This is a genomic window from Rhizobium sp. P40RR-XXII, assembly GCF_012641405.1.
GTDB lineage: Bacteria > Pseudomonadota > Alphaproteobacteria > Rhizobiales > Rhizobiaceae > Rhizobium.
Window position 1 is genome coordinate 93,465 of the sequence record NZ_JABAII010000023.1, and the last position, 14,383, is coordinate 107,847.

At 56.0% G+C, this 14,383-nt stretch carries 14 protein-coding genes and 1 pseudogene; 9 read left to right on the forward strand and 6 right to left on the reverse strand.

Going from position 1 to position 14,383, the window contains the following annotated elements; genetic code table 11:
• Positions 1-29 precede the first annotated feature (29 nt).
• The 3 genes from HGP16_RS29965 to HGP16_RS29975 all read left to right on the forward strand — a co-directional run bounded on the left by HGP16_RS29965 (position 30) and on the right by HGP16_RS29975 (position 3,345).
• The gene (locus HGP16_RS29965; protein WP_168843583.1) at positions 30-521 is read left to right on the forward strand and encodes a DUF305 domain-containing protein; all 492 of its coding nucleotides are present in this window, start codon (positions 30-32) and stop codon (positions 519-521) included.
• A 17-nt stretch (positions 522-538) separates the two neighbouring features.
• Complete coding sequence (locus tag HGP16_RS29970; RefSeq protein WP_168843584.1) at positions 539-1,996, forward strand: YncE family protein; 1,458 nt, start codon at positions 539-541, stop codon at positions 1,994-1,996.
• 482 nt (positions 1,997-2,478) lie between these two features.
• Positions 2,479-3,345: a helix-turn-helix domain-containing protein gene (locus tag HGP16_RS29975; protein ID WP_168843585.1), complete on the forward strand. Its 867-nt coding sequence runs from the start codon at positions 2,479-2,481 to the stop codon at positions 3,343-3,345.
• Between the two features lie 307 nt (positions 3,346-3,652).
• Here HGP16_RS29975 and HGP16_RS29980 read toward each other — a convergent pair whose 3' ends face one another.
• The 6 genes from HGP16_RS29980 to HGP16_RS30005 form a co-directional block, all read right to left on the reverse strand.
• Positions 3,653-4,720 carry a site-2 protease family protein gene (locus HGP16_RS29980; RefSeq protein WP_168843586.1) on the reverse strand — a complete coding sequence of 356 codons (1,068 nt, stop codon included), beginning with the start codon at positions 4,718-4,720 and terminating at the stop codon, positions 3,653-3,655.
• A gap of 897 nt (positions 4,721-5,617) precedes the next feature.
• On the reverse strand, positions 5,618-6,820 hold the full coding sequence (locus tag HGP16_RS29985; protein WP_168843587.1) for an MFS transporter: 1,203 nt from the start codon (positions 6,818-6,820) through the stop codon (positions 5,618-5,620).
• A gap of 261 nt (positions 6,821-7,081) precedes the next feature.
• The gene (locus tag HGP16_RS29990; RefSeq protein ID WP_168843588.1) at positions 7,082-7,372 is read right to left on the reverse strand and encodes a serine hydrolase; all 291 of its coding nucleotides are present in this window, start codon (positions 7,370-7,372) and stop codon (positions 7,082-7,084) included.
• A gap of 170 nt (positions 7,373-7,542) precedes the next feature.
• Positions 7,543-8,067: a hypothetical protein gene (locus HGP16_RS29995; protein ID WP_168843589.1), complete on the reverse strand. Its 525-nt coding sequence runs from the start codon at positions 8,065-8,067 to the stop codon at positions 7,543-7,545.
• Between the two features lie 195 nt (positions 8,068-8,262).
• Complete coding sequence (locus HGP16_RS30000; protein WP_168843590.1) at positions 8,263-9,777, reverse strand: DNA polymerase Y family protein; 1,515 nt, start codon at positions 9,775-9,777, stop codon at positions 8,263-8,265.
• Entirely contained in the window at positions 9,692-10,450 is a 759-nt protein-coding gene (locus HGP16_RS30005; RefSeq protein WP_168843601.1) for an ImuA family protein, read from the reverse strand. The genes HGP16_RS30000 and HGP16_RS30005 overlap by 86 nt, the downstream gene beginning before the upstream one ends.
• Before the next feature lie 289 nt (positions 10,451-10,739).
• Here HGP16_RS30005 and HGP16_RS30010 point away from each other — a divergent pair, with 289 nt between their 5' ends.
• From HGP16_RS30010 to HGP16_RS30035, 6 genes and pseudogenes are all read left to right on the forward strand, one after another.
• Positions 10,740-11,513: an SOS response-associated peptidase family protein gene (locus tag HGP16_RS30010; protein ID WP_168843591.1), complete on the forward strand. Its 774-nt coding sequence runs from the start codon at positions 10,740-10,742 to the stop codon at positions 11,511-11,513.
• A gap of 273 nt (positions 11,514-11,786) precedes the next feature.
• Entirely contained in the window at positions 11,787-12,089 is a 303-nt protein-coding gene (locus HGP16_RS30015; protein WP_168843592.1) for a hypothetical protein, read from the forward strand.
• A gap of 41 nt (positions 12,090-12,130) precedes the next feature.
• Positions 12,131-12,373, forward strand: coding sequence for a hypothetical protein (locus HGP16_RS30020; RefSeq protein WP_168843593.1), 243 nt, complete (start codon positions 12,131-12,133; stop codon positions 12,371-12,373).
• 342 nt (positions 12,374-12,715) lie between these two features.
• Positions 12,716-13,282, forward strand: coding sequence for a hypothetical protein (locus tag HGP16_RS30025; RefSeq protein WP_168843594.1), 567 nt, complete (start codon positions 12,716-12,718; stop codon positions 13,280-13,282).
• Between the two features lie 418 nt (positions 13,283-13,700).
• Positions 13,701-13,988 carry a hypothetical protein gene (locus HGP16_RS30030; RefSeq protein ID WP_168843595.1) on the forward strand — a complete coding sequence of 96 codons (288 nt, stop codon included), beginning with the start codon at positions 13,701-13,703 and terminating at the stop codon, positions 13,986-13,988.
• Between the two features lie 302 nt (positions 13,989-14,290).
• A pseudogene (locus tag HGP16_RS30035) lies at positions 14,291-14,383 on the forward strand (IS5/IS1182 family transposase); the annotation flags it as partial.

Genomic DNA, 14,383 nt, shown 5'->3' on the forward strand with positions numbered 1-14,383 from the left:
CACCGCGACGCAACAGAAGGAAAAAGCCGATGAACCCCTGGTTCTCCCGAAAGTCGATAGTCCTTGCAGCCACCGTTCTCGCAACGGCAGGTGCCTGCGTCGCCTCTGCCCATGATCCTTCACAGCACGATCACGCGGCGGTGCAGACCGATGGTGCCGGGCCCGAGGCCGCCTATCTCGCGGAAAACGACGCAGCCATGAACAAGATGATGGCCGACATGGAGGTCAAACCATCGGGTGACGTCGATCGCGACTTCGTGGCGATGATGACGCCCCATCACCAAGGCGCCATCGAGATGGCGCTCGCGGTTCTCAAATACGGTAAGAACGAACAACTCAAGCGCATCGCGCAGGAGATCATCGTGGATCAGCAGCAGGAGATCGCAGCCATGAAGCTTGCGATCGGCGATCCGCTTCCCCCATCCGACGCAGCCCCGACACAGGTCGCACCGGAGGGCACCCCCGCCCGCCCCATGCCCGGCCAGACCACGCCGGGCATGGATTCAAACATGAAGATGTAAGTCAAAGGCCATTCACCATGAACATCCGGACATCTTTCGCCGCCAGCTTGCTGGCGGGCAGTATGCTATTGCCTTTTTCCGCCTTCGCGGGCCAGGCGCCCTTCGCCGCCGCCGAGGCCGATATCCCGGTCAGCAGCAAGGACCGTGTCTATGCCGCCGAGCAATTTTCCAATACCGTCTCGGTAACGGATCCGGCGACCAACAAACTTCTCGGTGTCATCAAGCTCGGCGACCCGCAGCCCGGCAACCTGAGCCCGCTCTACAAGGGCCAGGTTCTCGTTCACGGCATGGGTTTCTCGCCGGACAAGAAAACGATCGCCGTCGTCTCGATCGGCTCCAATTCCGTCACCTTCATCGATACCGCGACGAACGCGGTGAAGCACACGACCTATGTCGGTCGCTCCCCGCACGAGGCATTCTACACCCCGGATGACAAGGAAGTCTGGGTGACGGTTCGTGGCGAGGATTACATCTCGGTTATCGACGCCGCAACATTCGCGGAAAAGGCGCAAATCAAGGTGCCGGCAGGTCCCGGCATGCAGATCTTCTCGCCGGACGGTAAGTACGGATACATCTGCTCGTCCTTCAATCCCGAGACCGTTGTCGTCACCGTCGCCGATCACCAGATCGTAGGCCATGTGAAACAGGCAAGCCCGTTCTGCCCGAACATCGCCGCGTCTCCCGATGGAAGCCAGGTCTGGTTTACCCTCAAGGACACCGGCAAGGTGCAGGTCTTCAACGCAAAACCGCCCTTCGATGTCATCAAGACGATCGATACCGGTCCGATCACCAACCACGTCAATCTCGTCACCAACAAGAACGGCAGCTTTGCCTATGTCACGGTCGGCGGCCTCAACGAGGTGAAGGTCTTCCGCGCCGACAATTTCGAACAGGTCGCGACCATACTGGTCGGCAACCTGCCGCACGGAGTCTGGCCCTCGGGTGACGGCACACGCGTCTATGTCGGCCTTGAGAATGCCGATGCCATGGCGGTTATCGATACGCTGACCAACAAGGTCATTGCGACGATCCCGATCGGCCAGGCCGCGCAGGCCGTCAACTATGTGCCCAACGCGGTTCCTGAAGGTGACGGCATGCAGAACCTGCAGCCGCTCGGCACCGCAGGCGTCGCGGCGCATCTGACGCTGTCGGCAAAGGGCGACAAGGATAAGACGGCACCTACGAGCGTTACGCTCTTCGATCAGGGGCTGACGCAGGTGTTGCAGGCATCGGTGACAGGGCTGGAACCGAAGACGATGTATGTGCTGGCGCTGTCAGACAAGGCAGATGGCAGCGGCCCCCTTCAGGGCCTGTCGAACTTCATGACGAACCCGGCCGGCTCGGCGATCGTCAACGCGGTCGGTCCGATCCGGCAGATCGTCGAATCCAACCACAAGGATGAGCGCAGGTATATCGTCGTTGCCGCATCGGTTGACGGCAAGCCCGGCAAGGTCCTGCAGGTGCAGGCAGATTGATGTGAACCGATAGCCTGCAAGATTCTTGCAGGCTATCGGCGCCTGAGGATTTGAGAAGTGGATGATGCGCGGCGCGGGACTTCTCTTCATTTCGACTATTTGACGTTGGCGCAATCGCAATGTCAAAGTAACTCTCACGCCGTTGCAGGTCGGGCTATCGCAGACTACCGTCGGGGCTGGCCTCCCGAGCGCGCCTCGTGGCGTGTCTCACCTGTGACCTGTCGCTGTGACGACCAGCCAGGGGTAATGCGCTAAGCGAATATCTGCGTGCCGGTCGCAATTGGACGCTTGAACCGGGGCCGCTGAATGTCTTAAAGCGATGATGGTCAGTCGGTCGATGCCGTGGCTGACGCGATGGGTTCGGCAGCTCGAGGGCTAATCATCCGCGTCCTCAGGAAGAAGGTCAATATGACGCCGGTGGCGTTGCGCAGCAGTTTCGAACTCCATGACCTCCCTGCGTCAACGCTATTCCCGGACCTGCAATGACCGCCAATGACGACGAAGCCGACTTTCTCACCAAGATCGTCAAACTTGATAGCTGGACGGGATCTTGGAACGGCGTGACGATCGACGAGCGGCGTGAACGGCTGCAGGGGAAAGTTCTTCACGAGCTGGTCCGGGAAGATGAAACCGGCTTGACCATAAATCTCGATGAAGTCGGCGGCTTTACCGAGCCCCGTCTAAAGAGGGACCAGGCATGTCCGATCGACCACCGTCCAAACCATATGGCGCTTATCCCGAAGGGTATGCGGTTGTGGGGCTACGGAGACCTAGACTACTGCCACTATGCGGTGTTGAGATTTGATATTCCGACACTTGATCGAACCTTTGGTGAGGAGTTCACCGCGCGGGCATTCGAGAGTCCCCGCATCAGATTTATGGACAACCGAATTCTTACGCTCGTCCGTATGCTGCTCGATGTTCCCCGGGTGGACCAATCCTCTAACTTGCTCGGTGAGAGCCTGACCGCGGCGATTTTCGCGATCCTGTCGGCAGGGGATACAGAGGTACGCGAAGCGGGCAAGCTCGCTCGATGGCAGGTGAAGCGCGTAACAGAGTATATGCGTGAACAGTTGCCTCGTCAGATCGAACTCAGCGAGTTGGCGGGTATTCTCAACCAGTCCCAGTGGCATTTTTGCCGAGCGTTTAAGGCGTCAACCGGCCTGTCACCCTACCAGTGGCAGCTCGAGCAAAGAATCAAACTCGCAAAAGAACTGCTCCTCGACACGGAAATCGCGTTGGATGCGGTCGCGGAGGCGACGGGATTCGCCGACGCGATGCATCTCAACCGGGCATTCAAGCGCCGGGCAGGCAAAACACCCGGTGCATGGCGCCGCTCACAGAGGTGAGATGATCGCGCTCATCAGGATATCTCCCAAGCGATTTCATTCGAGGCCATACCGAATATGTCCTCAAACCTTACCGCGGCGGAATGACAGCTCTTGAAGGGATAAGAACTGACGACCCTGTTATTTCAAAAAGTCCTCCACCTCAATTTTTTCCATGGCATACATCAGCTTGACCTCACTGAAATGACCCATTTGCGATCAGAAGGAGTGTGCCGACATTTGATTGCCGCGCCTTGGAGCCAAGGCTTACAATCCACAAAGGGGTAATGGGGGTAACTTGATCCGCTAGTGTGAAAAATACGAGCGCTTAGGTAACTGCTGAAGGGCCTGTGACTGTTGTTGACCGGTCCGCGTTTTTCCTTGGCTGGAGCAACAAATTGCTGATTTCAGCAATAACGCCATCTACAATCCGGCCAGCGATTGAGCTTGCCCAGCCCTCCGATTGCACGATTGCGGAAGCAATCTCGAGCTCCGCAGTCGCCTGATCTTTCCGGCCCGCGTGGAAATGCGCAAGCCCTCGAAATGCGGCGTTCAAACAGCGGTTCATACTATTGCTGTTGTCGGCTTCAGCAAGCATCGCCAGCGCCTCCTCATGACGACCCAGGCGCGCCAAAACAGCGCCGCGAGTGCCTTTCAACGTGCCAAGCTCTGGTGCGAGCAAGAGTGCCTTCTGTGTCGATCGGTCGAGATACGCGTTATCGCGCAGGCCTTCATTTGCAAGGACATGCATGGCAATGCTCTCCATGATGAGGAGTTGCTCACTGCGCGAGGGGGTGATCGACAGCTCGTGCTCTAGTGCCGCGATTTGTTGCTCGGGCTGATTCTGGCGCAAGTTGTTGAGTTCGAGGAGGAGATAGGCGATCCGATCCGATTGGCGGCCAAGCACAGGCTCTTCGATATCCGCATATGGTCGCAATGCGTCCAGATAAAGCTGCCGGTGAGTCGCAAGACAATCGACCTTCGCCCGCATGGTTTGCCACAAGGCCAGCACGTCATTTGCCGTACGCTCGCCGTAGAGCCTACCGTAATGGGGCATCAAATTCGAGTAGATCATAAAAAGTTGAAATGCCAGAGCGGGAAGGAGTGTCACCTTGACGGCAACGGCATCGCTCGAAAATCGGAGGATAGTGATTAAGGTGGAGAACCAGACCAGATCCAGTAGAGGTCCGCCGGCAATGAACAGCACCCGCGCCGCTTTGGCGTAACGCAATTTTGGAATGCCCGTTACTCGGCCGCCCAGCGGGACGAGCCCGATGATAATTTCGGCTCCAGACCATCGCGCGCGAAAGATCGTCGGCCCTCGACCGAGACGAATTTCCACTATCTGCATCTTAACACTGCGGCCGGCCAGCACGTGGCCCATCTCATGTAGCATGAGACCTATCCAGGGGCTCGCGAACAAAGAGAAAATGAACAAAAATAACATGATAGAAACTGCCGCGTTCCTTCAATTTGGCGCCAGATGGCGGCTTCCCATTTCCGAAGTGGTGGCCTTACCAGCTTGTAACGAGGAAGTGAGAACGGGTTCTTATAGATCATTGATGCAACAAGGGAAGGTTGCGCTGCTCCGATAGCGCGCCGAGCTTGTCTTTTTCCGCGGCGAAGATGGCGTTGAGTTTCACGACGCTTTGATCGGGATTTTCATTTGAGGGTGATCCGTTCAGTAACGGGGAACCAATTGATGGATCTGCTATGTCGATTTTAAAGCAGGGTAACGACGAAATAAAAACTTGGGTGAACGCTTGACGCAAATAAACAATCACGACCCACAGTCAACGAAATCGGATCCGTATGATGTGAACAGATTCGAACCAGCGACCCCTCCCACGCGATTGTTCACGAGTAAGATAACCTATTGATCTTTTTTAAATCTTTTACCGGCTACGAGGAACTGCATTTGCAACCGCCAAAGTCTGACATTCATGCCCGCACTCGCTCCGCCCTACCGGGTTCATACGGTTCGAAATAGCGCGCCGAGGCGAGACTTGATGTACGTAATAGAGGATGCAACGTCTTTGGCGACACCGTCGGGAACGCCGTTGAGTCCGCGCGATAAGTCCTGCATTTGCTGGCCGATGAAGCTGCTCGCTTCAAGCGCGGCCCCCTGTTACGCCATTTTGCATATTTGCTGCAAACTCGAGTAGCGCGGACTGCATTCCGTTTGGCGGCGCTATCCGCGCTCGAACAAACCGCCTGTAAGTTCCAGAATTCTGCTTATCTGATATTTAGCCTGTAGCCTATTATCCGATCGAGCATCGTCCGAGTCCTCATTTCAGCTCTTAGCAATGTTCTCATTCGATTTGGCGGCCCGGACGTTCCATAGCCCCAGCCCCGACGCGGTTAGAACCACCATCGTTCCGGAAATGGCAAAAAGAGTTGCTTCCTTGGTCTGATCAAAAAGGATTGGCATTAGGAAGGTCAGCATGCCGATAACGGCAGTGAGCAAAGTGGTGAATGCCTGCACGCGACCGATTATTTTCACATCGACAACCTCCAGCAAATGACCATCCGCTCCGGAGCGGAGAACACTCCAAACCATCCCGGCAAGTCCGTATATGATGATTGCCGACATGCTGCTCGTTGTAACCGAGAGCGCCATGAAGAGCAGGCCAGCGCTGATAAGGAGCGCGACGAAGTTCCGCTTAAGTTTTTCCGCGATTTTTCGAGTGCTGCTGACGGCTATTGCGGCGATACCGCCTCCGGTCGCCACCATCTCCATGAGTCCGTACAAATCACTGTCTCCGTCGAGCGTATGGTAGACAAAGCCTGGGAGCAACAGATTGGCGATTTGCACTAAAGCGAATGCTAGGCCGACGCCGCAGGAGGCCGACAGGGCTTGATGGTTTCTGGCGAGATAGTGAAGCGCTTCCAGTGATGATTTTAAAAGCGTTTCTGTGGTCCGTTGGCGTAGTATATCTACGCAAACCGCCAATACCAGCGGTGTCGATAGTAGAATGAGCAAGATCGCTCCCAATGCGGACCATGCAGCGCCATAGGCTTGTATGAGTAGCCCACATGCCCCCGTTCCAATCGCGATTCCAGATTGTTTGGCGATGGAAAGCCGAAAAACAAACGCGACGCGCTCCTTTGGCGGAACAAGAGCCTGCAAAACACCACCTAGCGCGCCCGAAAGTAGGATGAATCCGAACACGCTGACGATTGAGGAAGCGATGAGGAATGTCGTGGCAACCAATCCTGTTGTCTTCGTGGCGATCGCCAAAAGGAGGAGCCCCAATATTCTCAGGAGCTGACCGAACGCGGAGACGCTGGTCCTTGAAAAACTATCGACAACATGTCCCGCGATTGGAGCAGCTACAATGCCGGCCGCGCTTCCCGCGAAAAACAAGATTCCGATAAGCTGGGAGCCTCCCAGATGAAACGCGGCCCACGCAGGAAGCACAATCCCCATCCCGACAACCGTGAACGACAGAAACGAAAATCCTGCGAATGCAATCGCCTTCCAACGAAGATTCATGCTCATCCCCAATGTATCTATTCGGTTACTTGACTACCGGAACTCGCCTCTCCTCGCAAGGTAAAATGTACCTTAAGATTGTGTTTGTCGAAAAACAACCCTGGATTAGCGGCCTTCTGAAGTACGAGGGGCTGGTGTTCATTTGCATCACGATTTCGCCCAGTTTTGCAGCCGAATGTGATCCTGCTTCGATGGCGATGTCGCAAAGCTATCAATGAGTTCTCGTCGATTGAATGGCTCAACATCAGATGAAAATGTGGATCAGAGCGACACGCAACCGAACACGTCGTCATCGAGCGACAATTTGGCTTCGGCCGACAGCAGCAGGATTGCAAATGCCGTGAATTGTTTGGAGACGGATGCCGAATGAAAGACAGTCGCCGGTCCGATCGCAATGCCATGGGCCAGATTGGCCATGCCGAAGCCGCGCTTATAGACAACATCTCCATCGCGCATGACCGCAACCGCGCAACCGGGCGAATCTTGATCGTTCCAGACCTGGAACAGTTGATCGATGCGTTCGGCTTCCGTTATTCGCGCCTCCCAAATCATCTTCAATCTTCAATTGCAGGGAAGCTGAGAGCTGAGGAAATGAGGATTGCATCAACGAGATGCTTGCTGCGAAAGTCGCCTGATCCGACAGGGATGTGCATCGGCGTAGATGTGCCTGGAGTCGACTGCCGTAGATGTCCCAGGCAGCAAATTATTCGTTTCGCCGGCTCTTATGGATTATAGAAATATCCCACGGCCGCTAGATATTCCGGATGGTCTCGCAATTCTGAGGCTTTCAACAGGAGCAGAGCCTTGCCATTGGTCGAGTAGTAGTTGCCCGCCACCTGCGCGTTAGCACGCCATTCCTTTTCCCAACCGCCGTGGCCGCAGTTTAGGCCAACGGGAGAATCGGTAGAGTTGAAGACGTAACGTTCGAACATGTCTTTTGGTAGTGGGGTATTTCCCCATCTCCCATACTTCAATCCATCGGGGCCTATCAAATCCGAGGGAAGCGCTGCGGCGCCGTTCCGCCGGATTTCCTCAGTTTGCGCCTCAGATAGCTGGTAGATTACCGCTCCGCATACGCCTGTTCCGTTTGGCAGTTGCGTTGAACCGCGGGCGAGGCGTTGGTTTATCACGAATTGCGACGGCAGCAGGTAATTCCATCCATCTCTCGTGTTTCTGGGCAGAGTAGAGAAAGTGGCGAGCGCAAAAATGGAAACAACGAAGCAGGAGATCAGGATATAGGGCCGCACGCAACACCGCTCCCATTTAAGCTCGAACACTGCGCGTAAAACATTGATGAATCTGCCCTGAACTCAATCCGCGATTTGATATCTAGCGTATGAAACCTCTAGGTGGATCGCAATACACCCTGGGAAGGTGCTCGTCGGCCGACGACGCGCCACGCAGGAAGGAAAAATGGGTGGTGACCTGCAGCTCGGCGTAGCTCATGCAAAAATTCCATGCAGGAACCAGCGATGCGAACCGGTTAAGGGATCAACACCATCGCCGGAGCGAAAGATCCACAAGCGCTCGCCGGCCTCGTCCTCGATCACGAAATAATCCCTGACCGCATCGAATTCGGAGCTTCTCGTCCACCACTCGCCAAAAATCCGCTCCGGCCCGTCGGCGCGCTTCACGCGCCGGCGCCTGCCGCGCCAAGTGACGGAAACCGGCGGGTGGTCGGGCAAAAGCGCGATGACCTCGATTAGCTCGGGTCGCGCCAGAAGCCGTATGGGCCGCGGCCAATGATGCACCCAAGTCTCGGCGATATCGCCGGCTGCCGCCGAAACCCGACGAATGCTGCGTTCGGGAACATCGGATGCGACGGGGGCGATGCGATAGACACGCTGTCCCCGGTTGCCGAAGGTGTCGATCAAAGGCGTGATATCCTCAGTTCCGTCATCGACCAGGGACGATCGCTGCTCCTCGCCAAGCTGTTCGGTCATGACGGCCACGAGCGTCAGTTTCTCGATACCGAAGCCGGGCTCGATCGTTTCGGTGCGATCGCGGAACAGTTTTGTCAGCCAGGCGACATCGCGCGCTGGCTTCGCCGTTCCTGCGCGGATCGCCTGCCTGGTGCCGTCAACCTTCTCGACGATGAGGTCGGTCCGCCGCACGCCGAGCCCCCTGCGCTGTAGCTCGGCAACCAGTTTGACGATGAGGCGGCCAACATATTTGTTGATTGTCTCGGCAGCGCCGATCGGTTCGGCAAAAGAGCGGCTGACTTCGATCCATTCCGGCGCCCGGATCGGATCGATCGGCTCGGACACACGACCAAACATCTGGTCGAGGCGCCTGCCGATCTCCGGGCCGAAACGCAGCGCCAATGGCGCCCGCGGCGTCGCGGACAACTCGCCGATGGTTTTGAAACCGAGCGTGTGCAAGATGCTGACGATCTCCGCCGGCAGCCGCAGGTGCGCGATCGGCAGCCGTTCGACGGTACGAGCGATCTCTCCGGCGGGAATGACGACGGCCTCGCGATGGGTGGCGCGGGCGCAGGCATGCGCGGCACCCCAGCTATCGGCGATCGCCGCGTGGACGGTCAGCCCCCGCGCCCGGAAACGGTTGGCGATCCCGGTCAGCATCGGAAGCTCGCCGCCCCGCAGGTGATCGGCGCCTTCTGTATCCATGACGATCCCGTCGGTGCCGTCGACGGCGACGATCGGGGAATATTGCGTCAAAGCCCAAAGGGCGATGCGCTTGAGCGCCTCGGCATCGGCTGCCGGATCCGCATCGGCAAATTGCAGACCATGCACCATCGCCTGCGCCTTGGCGGCCGGCATGTCCACACGGATACCCGCCTCGCGCGCCTTGGCGTCGGCCGCAGAGACCAGACGCTTGGAACCACTCCTGGAAATCAGGACAAGCGGCCTGTCAGGCGATAATTCTGCTCTGTGATCCATCCGCCTGATCCGCTCGATCGGCAGATCCGGCAGATAGATGGATACGACCCGTGGCATCGCACGCCCTCACGACAAACTCAGCGCACTCACCCGCCTTCACTCTCATCAGCTCCAGAAGCCATCTTGGCCGCCCGACGCCTGGAACCGGCAGTTCTTCCGATGGCAACACGCTCACCCGCCACCTGGTGGTCGACGCCGTCGGCTGCCCGAAGTCCGATGCCTCCGTCTGCCGGCGCCAGCGCCTGACGACCAGTCCCATCGTGCCCGTTTTTTCCGCGGCAAGCTGCAGGCGACGCGAGGCAACCATCGGCAATCGGACGATCTCGCCGACGACGGCGCCAAGCCCGCCAAAGGCCAGAGCCTCTTCCATCGACGCGAGGACGTCCTCCTCGCGATCGGCCTCAACGAAGACAGCCCGATCCGGATGAAGGCCAGCCTGCGCCAGAGCCGGAAAAAACAGATCCGGTCGCGTCAGACACCAGACAATCTTTCCCTTCGTCCGTGCGGCAATTCCGGCAGCAAAGAGCGCCGAGGCAGCACCATCGACGACCCCTGCTCCACCGCCGGCAAATTCGTGCACGGCGCCATAGGCAAGGCCTCCTCCCGGCAGCGTCGCATCGATCTCGGCGACACCAAAGGCAAGACATCCGAGTGTTCTGGCGGCATTGCCTTCCAGTAAGGCAATGCGGTCTTTCAGGTCGGATATCACCCTATCACGGGCAGCAGTCATCATTCACGGGTCCTTGTGGAAGTCGTTTGGGTATCGACGTCATGTCGGTCAAGTCATATGTTCACTAAATGTTCCGTTTCGATTTGCAAGTCAAGCAACCCGGAATAGGAATATTATCCCTCTATTTTAGTGAACTTTAAGATTCACATTCAGAATCATGGGCATGACTTCGAGCCGTCAGAACGGACACCGTGCAAATATTTCCGAAACTTCAGATCGACCGCAGCCAATTGGCATTCCGGCGTTTCGTCGGCTACCATGTTGCCGGCTTCAGGGAGATGGAGCGCCGATGTGCAATTTGTACCGCATGGAAGATAAGGACTGGGTGAACAAGTGGGCTCAGGATGCCGAGAGCCTGATCAACCTGATGCCGGCCTATCAGATGAACCCGGACCAGATGGGGCCGATCGTGCGAAACACCAAGGACGGCAAGAAACAGCTCGTCCATGCGCGCTGGGGTCTTCCCTCGCCGCGGTTTGTTCTTGAAAAGGCCGCACAGGCTAAGGCCGAGAAGCTGCGGGCGAAGGGCAAGGAATTTGAATTCGAGCAGCTGGTGGGCGAGCAGGCCGATCGCGGCGTCACCAATATCCGCAATCTCAAGCTTCCGCATTGGAGGCGCTGGTTCGGCGTCGAAAACCGCTGTCTCGTGCCGGTCACCAGCTTTGCCGAACCGGATCCGGCAAGCCAAGAGGCAGGCGGCAATGTACCGAACGCCTGGTTCGCGCGCGACGAAGCTAAGCCGCTGATGTTCTTTGCCGGCATCCATGTTCCGCAATGGACCTCCGTCCGCAAGGTCAAGGACGGGTTCACGACCGACGATCTCTACGGGTTTCTGACGACCGATCCGAATAATCTAGTCAAACCCATTCATGGCAAGGCCATGCCGGTCCTGCTGCTGACCAAGGAGGAGACCGATGTCTGGATGGCGGCGCCATGGGATGAGGCGAAGGATCTTGCGCGACCACTCGCCGACGGTGCACTGATCGTCACGGCCCGCGAGCCCTATGGGTCGACGATCGTCACCAAGGACGGTGAGGTGCTCAGTCCATCATACTTGCTGTAGCGAGCGTCGTTTTTGGCGGCTCAATGAATGGACAGGAGCAGTTCGTGCACCGCCGCATCCACGATTTCTCCGAGGCTACGCGCCATCCGTAAAGGTTGCGCTCGGCGGCGGCCTGACCGAGTGGAGGGTGTCCCAATAGATGATCGCTATGCGCAAGCAACTTGAGGTCAACATTGACTCTTTCCAAATTCTATAGCAGGTTGCCAAAACAGAGATCCATTGCAGCTACGTCTTCCCGGCCGGTTTCAACCAGCAATTCGCGAGGAATCACAAATGGCTCAGACAACTCTCTTCGTAAATAGTGTTGCATATGAAATTCCACCCGATGGAACTGCCTATTTTGTACTAGGTCCTGCCAATTTTAAGGGCGCTGTCACAGTCACAGCGCATCCGAGTGTTGGGATATTAGAGCCTCCACAATATATGGAAGTTATTCAGATGGCGGTCAGGACGGTGGGACTCGAGCATCCTGGAGAACCGATGCATATGCTGGATATTGTGTTTAGAAATAACTCACACGGCTCCTATGGGACGACAATTACCAATTTCGATATTTTTACTTCTGTTGTCGCTTGACGCCGTGTCACATATTTTCAAGGAAATAGGGGAGTACGCGGATGCGATTGATTATCGTTTGTGACGCCGATGGAGCAATCGTCAGCACGGCAACGATGCCAGCGGGCGGGCTGCGTCTTTCAATGCCAACTCTGCCCGTAGGTCAGCGGGAAGTTGAGCTGGATGCGCCAGACATTTTGGAGAATATGGATCATCACGAGATCCATCGCCAGCTTAGCGATCTCACAAAGCGATTTTGCGTAGATTTGTCGCAGGATAAGCTTGTTCTACGCAACAGTGCTTGAGATTGCCGCTTGAGCCGGATCACGACGACGATAAAGGGGCTCGACGGTATCTACGCTCTGAATGTTGAGTTGCGCGAGATTTTGATCCGCATTTTCATTTTGCGCTGACCCAGCTTGGAATATTCAACCATTTGAAATAATTGATTATTCTAAGCTCTTACTGGACCTTGGCCAAACGCAAAAGCGGATTAAATCATCACGGAAATCAACAATAGCTCCAAGGGAGCTAATCTCGCTGTTCACAGCATTTTACAGTGGCCGTCGTTTTTATAGCTACTTTTCTATGCTTGACTAAAACGTGTTTGAGCCTTCAATCTGCGCGCATTAGGCGTGGGGGAGAACATGCGCTTTTTCTTTGTCGCTGGAATACTGATGCTGACTGCGGGGACCGCGCTTGCGGGCCTTTCCGAAGATATAACGACCTGCAAAACCGAGCCGGATTCGCTGAAGCGTCTGACTTGCTTCGACGCTATCAAAGTGGGCGAAGCTCAATCCTCAAGACCGACCGACCAACCAAAAGCCGCAGCGCCGATTACCTTGGTGAATGCAAGATTGTTGCTACAGGAAAAAGATCTTAGGAAGCGAATTTACAGCCCAAGGGTTGAATTAATCCCCAGTTTCCGGAATGGCACGAAAAAGACAGTCGTTGCCATCGAGCATACCATGGCAATTACCGATGCTTTCGGCGACGAGATCATCGAAGGGAAATCGAAGCTCGACATCAAAATACCTCCCGGCAAAACCATCGAAAGCGAGCTTTTCTATTCTTGGGAGGACAACCAATTCATTCAAGATGAACCGTTCGATAAACTCTTGGGGCCGGTTAAGACCGGCGTAGCGAGGGCCACCCTCATTGTAACCAAGGCGGTATTTTCCGACGGAACGACCGAGACTTATCAGGAGCTGTAGCTTCATTGGTCGCTGAGCGCATTTTCAAGACGGTGAGATGCCGGAAGCTTACCTGTCGTGCGAATATTTCCGCTTGTTCGTCTTATCGATCGAATCGGCTACCCTCTCGTCGTCAGTCCTCACGCTCGGAGGTAAAAGATGCCGTTTAAGGAAATCATTGGAGACAAGATCTTCCATACTTGTGATGTCTGCGGGACCAAATTCCAGTTTGGGAGAAGCGTTTACCAAGGACGTTACGTTCCGGAAATAGACCGTACGCTTTGCAACGGGTGTGCTCCGCACCGCTGGGAAGCCAGTGGAGAAACTGTCGCCCTATTGAAGCGTCGCTTCAGCAAATCTGAAACTTAGCCTGTCATGCGAACCGCGCTACAACGCGGGGGTTGATTGGGCAGCATTTGAAGCCAGCGGGAGACCAGAGTTGAGCGATCATGATCCATCGAAATGGCGCTTTCGCAGCGTAGGCGAAATTAAGGTCGATACTTTGTATGACTGGGGCGTAACAACTATTGCTCCACATAATGTCGCCATCCGCATAGGCTATGCGAAGTCACAGGCTGAATTAGATAAAGCCCATCGCACCGGCCGTTCACCAAACCAAATTCAGCTATCAATGAGCCCAGCGGCTGCAAAACAGTTTGCAGAACAGCTACTTCGATACGCTACGGCTCTGGAGGGTTCCGTGCCACCAAAAGACCGTCAGAATTGACCATTGATTTCCGCTTCGAATCCCTTCGGAGGTGAGCCGAGCAGCCCCTACGACCAACGCTGTTCTCCAGGTTACGTTGGTCAAGACTCGCGCTGCCAACGCCGCCGCAGGTTGGACAGATCAAGAGGAAGAGCTTTCCTTCTCAGCTTTCCACGAGGGTATTGTCGGTATCGCTGGCTCGAAGTTTGTCGAGACATGGCAAAGATAGTCATTACGGGGGCGGATACTGATCGAGTTACGGTGATCAAGCGAACGACACCTTAGAGGCTGCCTCAAAAAGAGGTGGGTGATTTCAACAGGTTATGATTCCTTCGGATTTGCGAGATTCGATGGAGACCACGATGGCCTGGACCAAAATCACCCGTCGGCAATATGCCCGGCGAACGGCACGCTAC